This window comes from Nocardioides sp. Leaf307 (assembly GCF_001423135.1).
GTDB lineage: Bacteria > Actinomycetota > Actinomycetes > Propionibacteriales > Nocardioidaceae > Nocardioides > Nocardioides kribbensis.
In genome coordinates this window covers 812,930-827,410 of record NZ_LMNY01000001.1, presented here as the reverse complement: position 1 = coordinate 827,410, position 14,481 = coordinate 812,930, and the positions used below count along the sequence as shown (strand labels likewise).

Here is a 14,481-nt window from a genome sequence, read left to right as displayed (position 1 = left end):
ACACCGGTCGAGCCCTGCGACCGAGTCGTCACCCGACCGACACCCGGCCGTCCCCGCCTCAGCCGCACCACCGCTCGCGCACCGTGCGCAGCACGCGCACGTTGCGGTTGGTGGCGACACCGAGGTGGCGCTCGACGACGTCGTTGCCCAGCCGTGCGGTGTGCACGTCCACGGGCAGCAGCAGGTGCACCGCCCGGCCGGTCACGTGGGCGGACTCCCCCGCGCGCCCCGACGCCTCCACGCGGCGCACGGCCTCGGGGTCGGGATCGGCCTTGAGCAGCGACACCGTGTGGACCCCCGCGTGCCCGGCGCCGATCCGGTCGGCGTCGGCGACCACGGCGCGCAGCTCCTCGACCGAGAGGACGACCGTGGGCACCTCGAAGCCCCGGTCGGCCAGGAAGGCCTCCTCGAGCGCCGTCTCGACCTCGTGGCGCGAGGCGGCCTCGAGGCTCAGCCGCACGTTGCCGGTGCCGAGGTGGCTGACCACGTCGCGCCCGCCGGCGGCGGCCACGGCGGCGAGCACGTCGTCCTTCGGGAACCTGCGCCGGGCGCCGAGGTTGATGGCGCGCAGGAAGGCGATCCAGGTGGTCACGGGTCCCATCCTGGCCCTCTCGCCGTGGTCCCGTTGCCTCCCTGTGACCTTGGATCGTTAACGTGTCGGCCCATGACCCCGCGATCCAGCAAGCGCGTCCTGTCCACCCTGGCCCTCGCCGGCGCCCTCGGCCTCACCGCCACGGCCTGCGCGACCGAGACCACCACCACCGAGAGCGGCGCCAACGTCGTCTCCGAGGGCGAGCTGACGGTCTGCACGTCGCTGCCCTACGAGCCCTTCGAGTTCAAGCAGGGCGGCGAGGTCGTCGGCTTCGACATGGACATGATGACGAAGGTCGCCGAGGCCAACGACCTGGAGATGAGCGTCGAGGTCACCGGCTTCGAGGGCATCCAGTCGGGCCAGGCCCTCAACTCCGGGACGTGCGACGTCGCCGCCGCCGGCATGACGATCACCCCGGAGCGCGAGGAGGCCATCGACTTCTCCGACCCCTACTTCGACGCCACCCAGGCCCTCCTCACCACCGACGAGTCGATCGACTCCCTCGAGGCCCTCGACGGCATGACCCTGGCGGTCATGAGCGGCACGACCGGCGAGCTCTACGCCGAGGACAACGCCCCCGAGGGCGTCGAGATCAAGTCCTTCGAGGACCTCGGCCTGCAGACCACGGCGCTCAAGACCGGCCAGGTCGACGCCGTGATCCAGGACAACGGCCCGCTGCTCGACTACGCCAAGAACAACGAGGGCTCCTTCGTCACCGCCGAGTTCGACACCGGCGAGGCCTACGGCTTCGCGGTCCAGAAGGGCGGCAACGACGAGCTGCTGGAGACCATCAACACCGTCATCGCCGACTCCCGCGAGGACGGCTCCTACGACGAGATCTACGAGAAGTGGTTCGGTCAGGCTCCGCAGAGCTGATGTGGCCCGCACCCGCACCACCGACCCCAGGAGCCTGACCGATGGCGATGTCCCCCCGTAAGCGAGCGCAGGTCAGCCGGATGGTGCAGTACGCCATCCTCGTCGTGGCGCTCGTCGCCCTGGCGCTGGTGGCCGACTGGGGCGAGCTCCAGGACTCCTTCTTCCGCACCGAGCTGGTCAGGCAGCAGTTCCCCGACGTCCTCACGATCGCGCTGAAGAACACGATCCTCTACACCATCGGCGCGTTCGTCTTCGGTCTCGCACTGGGCCTGGTGCTGGCGCTCATGCGGCTGTCGTCGGTCGCGCCCTACCGGTGGATCGCCACCATCGTGGTGGAGTTCTTCCGCGGGGTGCCGGCCCTGATCGTCTTCATCGCGTTCTACTACGGCCTGCCGCTGGCCTTCCCCGGGCGCACGGTGCCCGGCGGCACCTTCGGCACGGTGACCGTCGCGCTGGGCCTGGTGGGCGCGGCCTACATGGCCGAGACCATCCGCGCCGGCATCCAGGCGGTGCCCAAGGGACAGATGGAGGCCGCGCGGTCGCTGGGCATGTCGCACTCGCGCGCCATGGTCACGATCATCGTGCCGCAGGCCTTCCGCATCATCCTGCCGCCGCTGACCAACGAGCTGATCCTGCTCACCAAGGACTCCTCGCTGGTCTACGTGCTCGGGCTCAGCGTGTCGGGCTACGAGCTCACCAAGTTCGGTCGGGAGGGCCTCAACGACGAGTCCAACCTGACGCCGCTCTTCCTGGCGGCCCTGTGCTACCTGATCATCACCGTCCCGCTGTCCATCGTCGTGCGACGCATGGAAGCCCGATCCGAGAGGGCCCGCTGATGACCGAGCGCACCCGTGAGTCCGGGGCGGCGATCGACGTCCTGCAGCTGCACAAGTACTTCGGCGACAACGAGGTGCTCCAGGGCATCGACTTCCACGTCGGCAACGGCCAGGTCGTCTGCGTCATCGGGCCCTCGGGCTCGGGCAAGTCGACGCTCCTGCGCTGCGTCAACCTGCTGGAGACGCCCACCTCGGGCAGGATCTTCATCGAGGACACCGAGATCACCGACCCCGACGTCGACGTCGACGCGGTGCGCAGCCGCATCGGCATGGTCTTCCAGCAGTTCAACCTCTTCCCGCACATGACCGTGCTGAAGAACCTCACCGTCGCCCAGCAGAAGGTGAAGGGGCGCGGCAAGGACGAGGCGGTCGAGTGCGCCCGCCGCAACCTGGCCAAGGTGGGGCTGGCCGAGCGCGAGGACGCCTACCCCGCGCACCTCTCCGGCGGTCAGCAGCAGCGCATCGCCATCGCGCGGGCGCTGTCGATGGACCCTGACATGATGCTCTTCGACGAGCCGACCTCCGCGCTCGACCCCGAGCTGGTCGGCGACGTCCTGGGCGTCATGAAGGACCTCGCCTCCGAGGGCATGACCATGATGGTCGTGACCCACGAGATGGGCTTCGCCCGCGAGGTCGGCGACAAGCTGGTCTTCATGGACGGCGGCGTGATCGTCGAGGAGGGCGACCCCGTCGCCGTGCTCGGCGACCCCCAGCACGAGCGCACGCAGTCGTTCCTCTCCAAGGTGCTCTGAGCCCGGCAGCCACCGCACCGCACCACGTACGCCGGACGGCGCCGGTCCCCCCGCGGGGGGTCGGCGCCGTTCGGCGTACGTGAGCCGGCACACGTCTGATGGATTGCATAGCCTTCCTATGCAACAGTGGAGGACGTGGACGACGAGACCGCTGCACCAGCCCCCGGCACCGGGACACGCGAGCGGGAGAACGACGAGCTGCGCGCGCTGAGCAACGACCTCGTCGTCCACGCCGCCCGCCTGGTGCGCGCCGTGCGCCGCCAGCACCCCTTCCCCGCGGGGATCCGGGTGCTCTCGCTGCTCGACGAGCACGGCGCCACGGGCGTCAGCGCCCTCGCCGCCCTCGACCGCTGCTCGCAGCCCACGATGTCCAACGCCGTGAGCCAGCTCGTCGAGCGCGGCTGGGTCGGCAAGCAGCCCTCCCCCGACGACGGCCGGTCCACCCTGGTGGCCCTGTCCGAGGCGGGCCGCCAGGAGCTGCGCCGCACCCGCGACCTCAACGCCTCCGTCGTGGCCGAGCGCGTCGCCGCCGGCCCGCACACCACCGAGGACCTCGCCACGGCCGTCGCCGTCCTGCGCGACCTCCTCGACACCGAGAAGGGAATCTGAACGTGACCACCTCGCACGCACCAGCGCAGGGGACCTCCATGCTGCGTCAGCCCCGGGCCGTCTGGGCCGTGGCCTTCGCCTGCGTCATCGCCTTCATGGGCATCGGCCTGGTCGACCCGATCCTCAAGGACATCGCCGCCCAGCTGCAGGCGACGCCGAGCCAGGTCTCGCTGATGTTCACCAGCTACATGGCGATCATGGGCGTGGCGATGCTGGTCACCGGCGTGGTCAGCAGCCGCATCGGCCCCAAGCGCACGCTGCTCGCGGGCCTCGCCCTCATCATCGTCTTCGCCGGCCTCGCCGGAGCCTCCGACACCGTGGGCCAGATCGTCGGCTTCCGCGCGGGCTGGGGCCTGGGCAACGCCCTCTTCGTGGCCACCGCGCTCTCCACGATCGTCTCGGCCGCGGCCGGCTCGACCGCGCAGGCGATCATCCTCTTCGAGGCCGCCCTGGGCATCGGGATCGCCTCCGGCCCGCTCGTGGGCGGGCTGCTCGGCGAGCAGTCGTGGCGCGCGCCGTTCTTCGGCGTCTCGGTGCTCATGCTCCTCGCCCTGGTCGCGACGGCCGTGCTGCTGCCGGCCACGCCCCCGACCGGACGCCGCACCTCGCTGGCCGACCCCTTCCGCGCGCTGCGCCACCGCCCCCTGCTGCTGCTCGGCGTCACCGCGATCTTCTACAACATCGGCTTCTTCACCATCCTGGCCGCGGGCCCCTTCGCCCTGCCGGAGGCCGGCATCCTCGAGATCGGCTGGATCTTCTTCGCCTGGGGCCTGCTGCTGGCCTTCACCTCGGTCTTCGTGGCCCCGCTCGTGCAGCGTGCGATCGGCACCGTGCCCGCGATCATCGCCATGCTGGCGCTCTTCGCGCTCGACCTGGCCATGATGGCCGTCTTCACCACCCACGTGCCGGTGGTCGTCGCGGGCATCGTCGCCTCGGGCGCCTTCATCGGCATCAACAACACCCTCATCACCGAGGCGGTCATGGGCGCGGCCCCGGTGGAGCGGCCCGTCGCGTCGGCGGCGTACTCGTTCCTGCGCTTCTGCGGCGGCGCCGTGGGCCCGTTCGTGGCGCTCAAGCTCGGCGAGAGCGTCGACGAGCACGCGCCCTTCGTCTTCGGCGCCGCCGCGGTGCTGGTCGGTGTGGTCGTGCTGGCGGCCGGGCGCCACGTGGTCGCGGGGCGCACGCCGCACGCCGAGGTGGGCAGCCGCGCGGAGGCCGAGGCCGTGCTGGTGGGCGACGTCGACTGACCCGGGGTCCTGACCCCACGACGTCTGGACGAAGCAGCGCCCGGAGCCCGAGGGCTCCGGGCGCCTGCTCCCCCACGGAAGGCCGTCCAGCGGGTCCGGCGGTGGCTCAGCCCCGGGGCAGGGCCACCGTGATCGTGGCGACGCCGACCAGGAAGTTGCCGGGGATGGCCTTCTTCCCGCTCAGGCCGTAGGTGGAGTTGAGCAGCTTGGCCGCCACCGGCGAGACGAGCACCTTCGTGCCCTGCAGCGTCGCGGTGGAGTCGGTGGTCTTGAGCGGGTTGAGGGTGCGTCCGTCGAGCTGGAAGAGGAAGGCGCTGCTCACCGCGGTCTGCCCGTTGACCGCGACGTCGCCGTAGACGCGCGAGACGCCCGGGTCGACGTTGAGGTTCGACAGCCGCACCGTGGTGCCACCGGCGCTGAGGGTCAGCCCGGAGCCCTCGTGCTGGACCTGGCCGATCACGTAGGGCGAGACCTCGCCGGGCTCGAAGACCGTCACGTTGCCGCCGGTGATGGGGAAGACCAGCGAGCCCTTGACCAGCTTGGCCGTGCCGACCACGCCGGGCGTCACGCCGAGGGAGGACAGCGCGTCGGTGAAGCCCTTGTCGAGCTTGACCGCGGTCGTCTTGCCCCGCAGCGCGTCGATCGAGGCGACCGCCGCGGGGGCGCTGCCCGCGCCGCCACCGTCGTCGTCGCCGCAGGCGGCCAGGGGCAGGGTGAGCAGGGCGAGGCCTGCGAGCGCGGCGACGCGGCGGCGCGAGGGGGCGAGGAGCGGCATGGAGCGTCCTAGGGAGGCGCGGAGGGAGGAGCTGACGTCAGGCGGTTCGGTGACCTGGCTCACCCGGATTGGTCCCGCCCCGCCGCGGTCTGGTCCACCACGGGCCCCGCGCCGTCGTCGTCGGGCGCGCTCAGAGATTGCCGCGGCGGTCCTGCTCGCGCTCGATGGCCTCGAAGAGCGCCTTGAAGTTGCCCTTGCCGAAGCCCAGCGACCCGTGGCGCTCGATGAGCTCGAAGAACACCGTGGGGCGGTCGCCGACGGGCTGGGTGAAGATCTGGAGCAGGTAGCCGTCCTCGTCGCGGTCGACGAGGATGCCGCGCGCCTTCAGCTCCTCGATCGGCACCCGCACCTCGCCGATGCGCGCGCGCAGCTCGGGGTCGTCGTAGTAGGAGTCGGGGGTGGCGAGGAACTGCACACCGCGGGCGCGCATGACGTCGACGCTGCGCAGGATGTCGCCGGTGGCCAGCGCGAGGTGCTGGCAGCCGGGGCCGGCGTAGAAGTCGAGGTACTCATCGATCTGCGAGCGCTTCTTGGCCACGGCCGGCTCGTTGAGCGGGAACTTCACGCGGTGGTTGCCGCTCGCCACGACCTTGCTCATCAGCGCGGAGTAGTCGGTGGCGATGTCGTCGCCGACGAACTCCGCCATGTCGGTGAAGCCCATGACCCGGTGGTAGTAGTCGACCCACTCGTCCATCCGGCCGAGCTCGACGTTGCCCACGCAGTGGTCGACGGCCTGGAAGAGGCGGGCCGGGTCGCCGGCGCGCCGCTCCACCGTGCCCGTGCGGGCCACGTAGCCGGGCAGGTAGGGGCCGTCGTAGCGGCTGCGGTCGACGAGGGTGTGGCGCGTCTCGCCGTACGTCGCGATCGCTGCGGTCCGCACGGTGCCGTGCTCGTCGCTCTCGTCGTGGGGCTCCACCAGCACCGTGGCCCCGCAGGAGCGGGCGTGCGCGACGCAGCGATCCACGTCGGGCACCTCCAGGGCCAGGTCGACCACGCCGTCGCCGTGGCGGCGGTGGTGGTCGGCCAGCGGGCTGGCGGGGTCGACGGCACCGGTGAGCACGAAGCGCGCGCTGCCCGAGCGCAGCACGAAGGAGACCGCCTCGCGGTGGCCGGTGTCGGGGCCGCGGTAGGCGACCAGCTCCATGCCCATCGCCAGCTGGTACCACCCCGCGGCCATGGTGGCGTTGCCGACCACGAACCCCACGGCGTCGAGGGCGTTGACCGGGAAGGGGTCGCGGCTCGGGTCGTGCTCGACCAGGCCCACCAGCTGCTGGAGCTGCTCGAGGGTGAGGTCGGCACGCAGCTCCTCGGGGGTGAGGGCACGGTGCGCAGCGGTCGTGGTCTCGGGGGTGGCGGTCATGGCCTCAGGATGGTGAGGGGCGGTCAGGATGTGCAACAGTTCTCCGGATCGCTGGACAACCTGCACGGTCGAGGAGGCGCACGTGGACGATCTCGACCGCAGGGTGCTCGAGCTCTTCGCCGAGCAGCCCCGCCTCGGCGTGCTGGAGGCCTCCCGACGCCTCGGGGTGGCCCGCGGCACCGTGCAGGCCAGGCTCGACCGCCTCGCCGCCCGCGGTGTCGTCACCGGGTGGGGCCCCGACCTGTCGCCCGAGGCGCTCGGCTGGCCGGTCACGGCGTTCCTGACCCTGGAGATCCGTCAGGACTTCTCCCCCGACGGCGGCGCCCACGACGTGGTGGGCGAGCACCTCGCCGGCATCCCCCAGGTGCTCGAGGTGCACACCACCACCGGCTCCGGCGACCTGCTCGCGCGGGTCGTGGCCCGCTCCAACGCCGACCTGCAGCACGTCATCGACCGGGCGCTGGCCCACCCCGCGATCCTGCGGTCCTCGACCACGATCGCCCTGGCCACGCCGGTGCCCCACCGGGTGCTGCCCCTCGCCCGCCTGGCGGCGGGCCGGCCCTCGGGCTAGACCTCGTCGGGCGGCGGGGGCGCGGGGGCGAGGGCGGCCGTGACCTCCCGGGCGGCGCGCATGACGTGCTCGGCGACCGTGCGCTCGTCGACGTCGCCCATGCTGACGATGCCGACGCTGCCCTCGAGGCCGTCGACGTCGATGGGGGCGGCCAGGCCCTGGGCGCCGGTCTGGAGCTCACCGAGCGTCACGACGTAGGGCGGGCGCGGCCCCTGGGCCCGGCCGGCGAGGATCGCCTTGCCCGCCGCGCCCTGGAGGAGGGGGTGGCGCGTGCCGACCCGGTAGGAGACGTGGAAGTCGGTCCACGAGGGCTCCACCACCGCGACGGCGAGCGCCTCGTTGCCCTCGGCCACGGTCAGGTGGGCGGTGTGGCCCACGGCCTCGGCCAGGGTGCGCAGCACCGGCCCGGCGACGTCGCGCAGCACGGGGTGGACGGCCGAGGCGATGTGGAGCACGCCGAGCCCGACGTGGAGCCGGCCCCGTGCGTCGCGCCGGACCATCGAGTGCTGCTCCAGGGTGCTGACCAGCCGGTAGACGACCGTGCGGTTGACCTCGAGGGCCGCCGCGAGCTCGGTGACCGTGAGCCCGCCCGCCGAGGCGGCCAGCACGTCGAGGACGCGCAGGCCCCGGTCCAGGGTCTGGGACGTCTCGGCCGACATGGGGCGAGTCTAGGGCGGTCCCCGCGCGGGGTCGGTCTCAGCCCGACTTGCGCGCCGCCCAGTCGCGGATGCGGTCGATGCGGGCCCGCAGCTGCTCGGCGTTGGCGATGGCCGCCGCCGGGCCGCCGCACTCCTTGCGCAGCGCGGCGTGGGTGATCCCGTGGGCCTGGCCGGTGCGGTGGTGCCACGCGGCCACGAGCCCGTTGAGCTCGCGCCGCAGCACCGCCAGCTGCTCGTGGGTGCTGACCTGGGTCACCGAGTCGGCCGGACGCGCCTGCGCCGCGCTCGGGGGCGCCGCCGCCTTCTGCTTGCGCGCCCGGTCGCTCTGGCGCTGCTGGAGCAGCTCGCGCATCTGGGAGGGCTCGAGCAGGCCGGGGATGCCGAGGAAGTCCATCTCCTCCTCCGAGCCGACGTGCACCTCGCCCTCGTGGCCGAACTCGCCGCCGTCGTAGAGCACCCGGTCGAAGCGCGCCTCGGAGCCGAGCGCCTCGAAGGGCAGCTTGTCCTCCTCCGCGGAGGCCGACTCCCCCTGCTGCGCCTCGGCGAGCAGGTCGTTCTCGGCGGCGAAGATGTCGTCCTCGTCGGTGACCGTGCGCCCGAGCACGTGGTCGCGCTCGACCTCCATCTCGGAGGCGAAGCCGAGCAGGCGCGGCACCGACGGCACGAAGACCGACGCCACCTCGCCGCGGGTGCGCGCGCGCACGAAGCGGCCCACGGCCTGGGCGAAGAACAGCGGCGTGGAGGTGGTCGTGGCGTAGACCCCGACGGCCAGGCGCGGCACGTCGACGCCCTCGGAGACCATGCGCACCGCGACCATCCAGCGCGAGTCGTCCTCGGCGAAGGCGGTGATCTTCTTCGAGGCCGCCTTCTCGTCGGAGAGGACCACGGTGGCCGACTGCCCGGTGATCTGGCGCAGGGTCTTGGCGTAGGAGCGCGCGGAGTCCTGGTCGGTGGCGATGACCAGGCCGCCGGCGTCGGGCACGTGACGGCGCACCTCGGTCAGCCGACTGTCGGCGGCGGCCAGCACCGAGGGGATCCAGGAGCCGCCGGGGTCCAGCGCGGTGCGCAGGGCCTGGTTGGTGAGGTCCTTGGTCAGCGGCTCCCCGAGGCGGGCGGCCACCTCGTCGCCGGCGCGGGTGCGCCAGGTCATCTCCCCGGAGTAGGCCAGGAAGAGCACGGGGCGCACGACGTGGTCGGCCAGCGCGTGGGCGTAGCCGTAGGTGTAGTCGGCCACCGACCGCGGGATGCCGTCGCCGCCCGGCGCGTAGGTGACGAACGGGATCGGGTTGACGTCGGAGCGGAAGGGCGTGCCGGTGAGGGCCAGCCTGCGCGCAGCGGGCTCGAAGGCCTCGCGCACGCCCTCGCCCCACGACAACGCGTCACCGGCGTGGTGCACCTCGTCGAGGATCACCAGCGTCTTGAAGCGCTCGGTGCGGATCCGCATGGCCAGCGGGTTGACCGCGACGCCGGCGTAGGTGACCGCGATGCCGACGTAGTCCTCCGACGTGCGGCCCTTGCCGGCCGAGTAGGCCGGGTCGAGCGGGATGCCGGCCCGCGCGGCCGCCTCGGCCCACTGGAGCTTGAGGTGCTCGGTGGGGGCGACCACGGTGATGCGGTCGATCATCCGGCGCCCCAGCAGCTCGGCGGCCACCGACAGCGCGAAGGTCGTCTTGCCCGCGCCGGGCGTCGCCACGGCGAGGAAGTCGCGGGAGGGCCCGTCGAAGTACTTCTCCATCGCCGCCTGCTGCCAGGCGCGCAGCGACGGGGCCGTGCCCCAGGCGGCGCGCTGCGGGAAGGCGGGGCTGAGCGCGGGGACGAGGTGGGGTGCGGGCTCGGAGCCGCCCGTCACGCGTCGTCGCCCGCGTCGTCCTTCATGTTCTCCCAGGCGTCCTTGCACTCGGGGCACACGGGGTACTTCTCCGGCGCGCGGCTCGGCACCCAGACCTTGCCGCACAGGGCGACGACCGGGGTGCCCATGACCATCGCCTCGGTCAGCTTGTCCTTCTCGACGTAGTGGGAGAAGCGCTCGTGGTCACCGTCGTCGGTCGGGACGGTGCGCTGGTCCTCGCGGACCTTCTCGTCGACCGCGGTGCCGGTTCCGAATCCGAAGCTCACCCGCCCAGTGTAGGCGAGCCGGACCTCAGTTGAGCTCGGGGTCGGCGGGCCGGGTGGCGTGCCAGGCCAGCTCCCCCGGCTGGCGCCGCACGACGTCGCGGCGCAGGTCGGTGACGTCGTCGCGGAAGACGTCGTCGGCGGTGCCGGGCACCACCAGCCAGTCGCCCCCGGCGATCTCGCCCTCGAGCTGTCCGGCGCCCCATCCGGCGTACCCCGCGAAGACCCGTACGCCGAGCAGCGCGTCGGCCACCTGCTCCACGGGCGTGCCGAGGTCGACCAGCCCGAGCCGGTCCACGACCGGGCGGAAGCCCGCGGGCGGCTCCCCCGGCCCCAGCAGCGCGAGCGCGATCGCCCCGTCGGCGGAGACCGGACCGCCCTGGAAGAGCACGTCGGGCTCGACGACCAGGCGGTCCCAGCCCTCGAGCACCTGCTCGACGCTCACCGGGGTGGGCCGGTTGAGCACGACGCCGACCGCGCCCTCGGCGTCGGCGTCGAGCAGCAGCACGACGGTGTCGGCGAAGTGGGGGTCGAGCAGGCCCGGCCCCGCCACCAGCAGCATGCCCGCACCGACCTCGCTCATGGAGCCATCATGGCACCGGGGCGGTGGGTGCGATCAGGCCGCGAGGGCGGCGCGCAGGCGCCCGAGCAGGCTGGCGGACCGGTGGGCCACCGGGGGCTCGAGGCTCGCGCCCGGCTGCCAGCCGGCGCGCGCACGCGCCTCGATGCGGGACCCGGCGCGGGCCGCGGCGGCGGTGGCGTGGGTGCCGGCCTGCCCGGCCATCACGGCCAGCAGGTGGTGCTCCTTGGCCGACGCCTTGCGCAGCGCGGCGGCCATCACCTCGTCGCGGGGCTCGGCGCGGTAGTGGTCGAGCACGGCGCGCACCCCGGGCATCTCGTCGGCCGTGCCGCGCCAGGCGGCGACGACGGCGTCCTCGAGCGCCATCGGCTGGTGCACCAGCTCGCGCTCGATGCGGCCCGACAGGCGGGTGTGCCAGCGCAGCTGGAGGGCGCCGAGCAGGTCGAGCTCGTCGTGGAAGGCGCTCGTGGCGCCCTCGACGTCGAGCGGGAGCAGGCCGTCGACACGGGCGTCGGCGGCGGCGATCACGGCGCGGAGGATCTCCCCGCGGTTGCGGTGGCTGTTCCAGGTCATGGTCACTCCTCGGTCGTTCACGGTTCACGTACCGTGAGTACGTACCGATGGTAGGTCGGCATACCGGCGGTATCCAAGCACCACAGGGGTGACCTGACCCCGATCCGGCGTGATCCCGCCCACCCGGCGCGGCCGGCCCGTGGCGGCGGCCACATAGGGTGGGCCCATGGCGAAGTCCTCGGTCTCCAAGCTGGTCCCCAAGGTGCCCGCGGTGCCGGGCGTCAGCCGTCGCCAGCAGTACTCCGCGTCGACCAAGCGGGCCCTCGTCGACGTGGCCGAGCAGATGTTCACCGAGCACGGCTACGCCTCCACCTCGCTGGACTCGATCGTGGCCGGGGCCGACGTCACCAAGGGCGCCCTCTACCACCACTTCAGCGGCAAGCAGGCCCTCTTCGAGGCCGTCTTCGAGCGGGTGGAGTCCGACGCGGCGCGTGCGATCCAGAAGGTGCTGCGGGGCAAGAAGGACCCCTGGGAGAAGGCCCGGGCCGGGCTGCGCACGTTCCTCGAGGTGGTCCAGGAGCCGGGCTACCGCCGCATCGTGGTGCAGGAGGGCCCGGCCGTGCTGGGCTACGAGCGCTACCGCGAGCAGGAGGAGCGCTCCACCTACGCCAACGTCCTGGAGATCATGCGCTCGGTCCTGGGCGCCGGGCCGTGGGAGCTCGAGGACGAGATGCTGCAGACCTTCTCCCGCATCTTCTTCGGCGCCATGGCCTCGGCCGGGGAGTCCGTGGCCGGCTCCGACGACCCGATCGCGGCCGCCGCCCGGGTCGAGGCCGCGATCGGCTTCATGATCGCCGGCTTCCAGGCCCTCGCCGACGCCGGCGTGATGCTGCCGACCGGCCCGCTGGGGCCGATCGCCACCACCGACTGACCCCGACCGGACCGGCGGTCCCGGGCCGGGCTACTTGGCGAAGGTGACCGAGCCGCCGTCGGTGGGCACCAGCTCGATCCAGGTGCGTCCGGCCGGCACGCTCAGCGCGCCCGCCCTCGTCGACAGCTCGAGGGGCTGGTCGAGTCCCGGCTTCGTCCAGGTGCCCCGCACGAGCGTGCCGCCGTGGAAGAGCATCGCCTCGCCCTTGCCCTCGAGGGTCGTCTCGGGCACGGGATTGCCGGCCGGGTCGAGGTAGCCCGCGTCGCCGACCGGCACGCGCAGCACGAGCACGGTGTCGGCGGGGAACTCGTCGCCCTGCGCGGCGAAGGTGTCGGTGTTGGTGTAGCCGCCGTCGGCGTACGTCCAGCTCGTGGTGTGGCTGCCGGAGAAGCTCGCGGCCAGCGACCGCGCCGGCTGGCCCGCGGGCAGGTCGGACTCCTCGCCCCAGGGCAGGTAGTCGCTGGGCCGCTCCGCGGCGCCGTCGGTCAGCGTCGTGGTCGCCGCGAGGTCGGTGAAGAGGTTGTAGGGCGCGCTGCGCGAGGAGTCGCGGAAGAACCCCTTGGAGCCCTCGGCGAAGAAGGTGATCCCGGCCTGCTTGATCCGCCCGATGGTGACCGCGGCGGCACCGCTGGTCACCACGGCGGCGTCGGCGGGGGCCACGATCCCGATGTCGCTGGCCCGCATCGAGCGCACCGGACCCACCGTGCCGGGGATCTCGGAGTAAAAGAAGGCGGCCAGGCGGGTCATCCCGCCCTCCACCAGCTCCTCGACCACCAGGTCGGCCTCGCCCAGGCCCAGCTGCGGGGCCGCGGAGGAGGTGTTGTCCATCTTCAGCACCATGACGGGGTGGCGCTGGGCCGCCGACTCCCCCTTGCCCACCGGCAGGCCGGTCAGCGGCCAGGTCGCCTCGAGCCGCTCCCCCGCGGCGACGTCCTGGGCCTCGGCGCCGCCCCCGGAGCCGTCGGAGGACTCCTCGCCCCCGCCGCACCCGGCGAGCACCAGGGTGGCGGCGGCGAGCAGGGCGGTGGCGCGGGCGGCGCGGCGGCGGGTCGGGACGGGACGGATGAGCACGTCGGGCTCCGATCGGTGGGAGGTCGGGAGGACGGAAGGAACGGAAAGGCTACTGAGTCGATCGACAAAACCAGCGACCGCCCCCAGTGTGCGACCCGGACGCGCTCCGTGGACGGAGGCGCGCGGGCCGCAGCACCGACGGCGGTCGGCTGAGCGGTGCGGGGTCAGCCGCGGGAGATGGTGGCCCCACCGTCGACGTAGAGGGTCTGGCCGGTGATGTAGGAGGCCTCGTCGCTGGCCAGGAAGGTCACCGCGGCGGCGATGTCCTCGGGGTGGCCGACGCGCTTCACGGGGTTGGCCTCGCCGCTGAGGCGGCGGAACTCCTCGACGTCCATCTTGAGCCGCGCCGCGGTCTGGTCGGTCATGTCGGTGGCGATGAAGCCCGGCGCGACCGCGTTGACGTTGACGCCGAAGGCGCCCAGCTCGAGGGCGAGGGTCTTGGTGAAGCCCTGCAGGCCCATCTTGGCCGCGGAGTAGTTGGCCTGGCCGCGGTTGCCCAGCGCCGAGGTGCTGGAGGTGTTGACGATCTTGCCGTAGCGCTGCTCCACGAAGTGCTTCTGCGCGGCCTGGCTCATCAGGAAGGCACCCTTGAGGTGCACGCCCATGACGAGGTCCCAGTCGAGCTCGGTCATCTTGAACAGCAGGTTGTCGCGGGTCACGCCGGCGTTGTTGACCAGGATGTGCAGGCCGCCGAGCTCCTCGACCACGCGGGCCACGGCCGCCTCGACCGAGGCCTTGTCGCTGACGTCGCAGCCGATGCCGACCGCCTGGGTGCCCAGGGTGGCCGCCGACTCCGCGGCGGCGGACTCGTCGAGGTCCACGATCGCGACCGCGGCCCCCTCCTGAGCGAAGCGCTGGGCGGTGCCGAGCCCGATGCCGCGAGCGGCTCCGGTGATCACGGCCACGCGTCCGTCGAAACGACCCATGCTGCTGTCCTCCTCAGTGGCCGCGGCGCGGCCGGTGGTGTACGTCGAGACGCCGGTCACCCTAGGTCACC

The 14,481-nt window shown here is 72.8% G+C and carries 17 protein-coding genes; 7 read left to right on the top strand and 10 right to left on the bottom strand.

Annotated elements, in window-relative coordinates; translation table 11 throughout:
- Positions 1-58: 58 nt before the first annotated feature.
- A complete protein-coding gene (locus tag ASF50_RS03855; RefSeq protein ID WP_414855731.1) occupies positions 59-592 on the bottom strand; it encodes a DUF1697 domain-containing protein in 534 nt (177 codons plus the stop codon).
- A gap of 72 nt (positions 593-664) precedes the next feature.
- Here ASF50_RS03855 and ASF50_RS03850 point away from each other — a divergent pair, with 72 nt between their 5' ends.
- The 5 genes from ASF50_RS03850 to ASF50_RS03830 all read left to right on the top strand — a co-directional run bounded on the left by ASF50_RS03850 (position 665) and on the right by ASF50_RS03830 (position 4,912).
- Positions 665-1,468, top strand: a complete 804-nt coding sequence (locus tag ASF50_RS03850) for a basic amino acid ABC transporter substrate-binding protein (RefSeq protein ID WP_056863652.1) — start codon at positions 665-667, stop codon at positions 1,466-1,468.
- 41 nt (positions 1,469-1,509) lie between these two features.
- The gene (locus ASF50_RS03845; protein ID WP_056903547.1) at positions 1,510-2,304 is read left to right on the top strand and encodes an amino acid ABC transporter permease; all 795 of its coding nucleotides are present in this window, start codon (positions 1,510-1,512) and stop codon (positions 2,302-2,304) included.
- Positions 2,304-3,056, top strand: a complete 753-nt coding sequence (locus ASF50_RS03840) for an amino acid ABC transporter ATP-binding protein (RefSeq protein WP_056903546.1) — start codon at positions 2,304-2,306, stop codon at positions 3,054-3,056. Before ASF50_RS03845 ends, ASF50_RS03840 begins: the two co-directional genes overlap by 1 nt.
- A gap of 135 nt (positions 3,057-3,191) precedes the next feature.
- Complete coding sequence (locus tag ASF50_RS03835) at positions 3,192-3,665, top strand: MarR family winged helix-turn-helix transcriptional regulator (protein WP_056864533.1); 474 nt, start codon at positions 3,192-3,194, stop codon at positions 3,663-3,665.
- Positions 3,666-3,703: 38 nt separating this feature from the next.
- Positions 3,704-4,912 carry an MFS transporter gene (locus ASF50_RS03830; RefSeq protein WP_082502737.1) on the top strand — a complete coding sequence of 403 codons (1,209 nt, stop codon included), beginning with the start codon at positions 3,704-3,706 and terminating at the stop codon, positions 4,910-4,912.
- A 106-nt stretch (positions 4,913-5,018) separates the two neighbouring features.
- Here the strand turns inward: ASF50_RS03830 and ASF50_RS03825 are convergent, their stop codons facing one another.
- Together ASF50_RS03825 and hppD are read right to left on the bottom strand one after the other, a co-directional pair.
- On the bottom strand, positions 5,019-5,687 hold the full coding sequence (locus tag ASF50_RS03825) for a hypothetical protein (RefSeq protein ID WP_056903544.1): 669 nt from the start codon (positions 5,685-5,687) through the stop codon (positions 5,019-5,021).
- Positions 5,688-5,817: 130 nt separating this feature from the next.
- The gene (hppD, locus tag ASF50_RS03820; protein WP_056903543.1) at positions 5,818-7,047 is read right to left on the bottom strand and encodes a 4-hydroxyphenylpyruvate dioxygenase; all 1,230 of its coding nucleotides are present in this window, start codon (positions 7,045-7,047) and stop codon (positions 5,818-5,820) included.
- Between the two features lie 82 nt (positions 7,048-7,129).
- Here hppD and ASF50_RS03815 point away from each other — a divergent pair, with 82 nt between their 5' ends.
- Entirely contained in the window at positions 7,130-7,618 is a 489-nt protein-coding gene (locus ASF50_RS03815) for an Lrp/AsnC family transcriptional regulator (protein WP_228941074.1), read from the top strand.
- On the opposite strand, the gene ASF50_RS03810 is transcribed toward ASF50_RS03815, so the two are convergent.
- The 5 genes from ASF50_RS03810 to ASF50_RS03790 all read right to left on the bottom strand — a co-directional run bounded on the left by ASF50_RS03810 (position 7,615) and on the right by ASF50_RS03790 (position 11,542).
- A complete protein-coding gene (locus ASF50_RS03810; RefSeq protein WP_056863645.1) occupies positions 7,615-8,277 on the bottom strand; it encodes an IclR family transcriptional regulator in 663 nt (220 codons plus the stop codon). The two genes, ASF50_RS03815 and ASF50_RS03810, sit on opposite strands and share 4 nt — an antisense overlap.
- Positions 8,278-8,314: 37 nt before the next feature.
- Positions 8,315-10,012: a DEAD/DEAH box helicase gene (locus ASF50_RS03805; protein WP_228941183.1), complete on the bottom strand. Its 1,698-nt coding sequence runs from the start codon at positions 10,010-10,012 to the stop codon at positions 8,315-8,317.
- A gap of 110 nt (positions 10,013-10,122) precedes the next feature.
- On the bottom strand, positions 10,123-10,392 hold the full coding sequence (locus ASF50_RS03800) for a DUF3039 domain-containing protein (protein WP_056863643.1): 270 nt from the start codon (positions 10,390-10,392) through the stop codon (positions 10,123-10,125).
- Between the two features lie 25 nt (positions 10,393-10,417).
- Positions 10,418-10,972, bottom strand: coding sequence for a YqgE/AlgH family protein (locus ASF50_RS03795; RefSeq protein WP_056903540.1), 555 nt, complete (start codon positions 10,970-10,972; stop codon positions 10,418-10,420).
- A gap of 33 nt (positions 10,973-11,005) precedes the next feature.
- Positions 11,006-11,542 (bottom strand): hypothetical protein, encoded by a 537-nt coding sequence (locus ASF50_RS03790; protein ID WP_056904214.1) that lies wholly within the window; start codon positions 11,540-11,542, stop codon positions 11,006-11,008.
- Between the two features lie 166 nt (positions 11,543-11,708).
- Between ASF50_RS03790 and ASF50_RS03785 the strand changes: the two genes are divergently transcribed.
- Positions 11,709-12,413 carry a TetR/AcrR family transcriptional regulator gene (locus tag ASF50_RS03785; protein WP_056863640.1) on the top strand — a complete coding sequence of 235 codons (705 nt, stop codon included), beginning with the start codon at positions 11,709-11,711 and terminating at the stop codon, positions 12,411-12,413.
- A 30-nt stretch (positions 12,414-12,443) separates the two neighbouring features.
- Here ASF50_RS03785 and ASF50_RS03780 read toward each other — a convergent pair whose 3' ends face one another.
- Both ASF50_RS03780 and ASF50_RS03775 read right to left on the bottom strand, forming a co-directional pair.
- Positions 12,444-13,484, bottom strand: coding sequence for a DUF3048 domain-containing protein (locus tag ASF50_RS03780; protein ID WP_056903539.1), 1,041 nt, complete (start codon positions 13,482-13,484; stop codon positions 12,444-12,446).
- A gap of 164 nt (positions 13,485-13,648) precedes the next feature.
- Positions 13,649-14,410, bottom strand: a complete 762-nt coding sequence (locus ASF50_RS03775; protein WP_056863638.1) for an SDR family NAD(P)-dependent oxidoreductase — start codon at positions 14,408-14,410, stop codon at positions 13,649-13,651.
- Between the last annotated feature and the right edge of the window lie 71 nt (positions 14,411-14,481).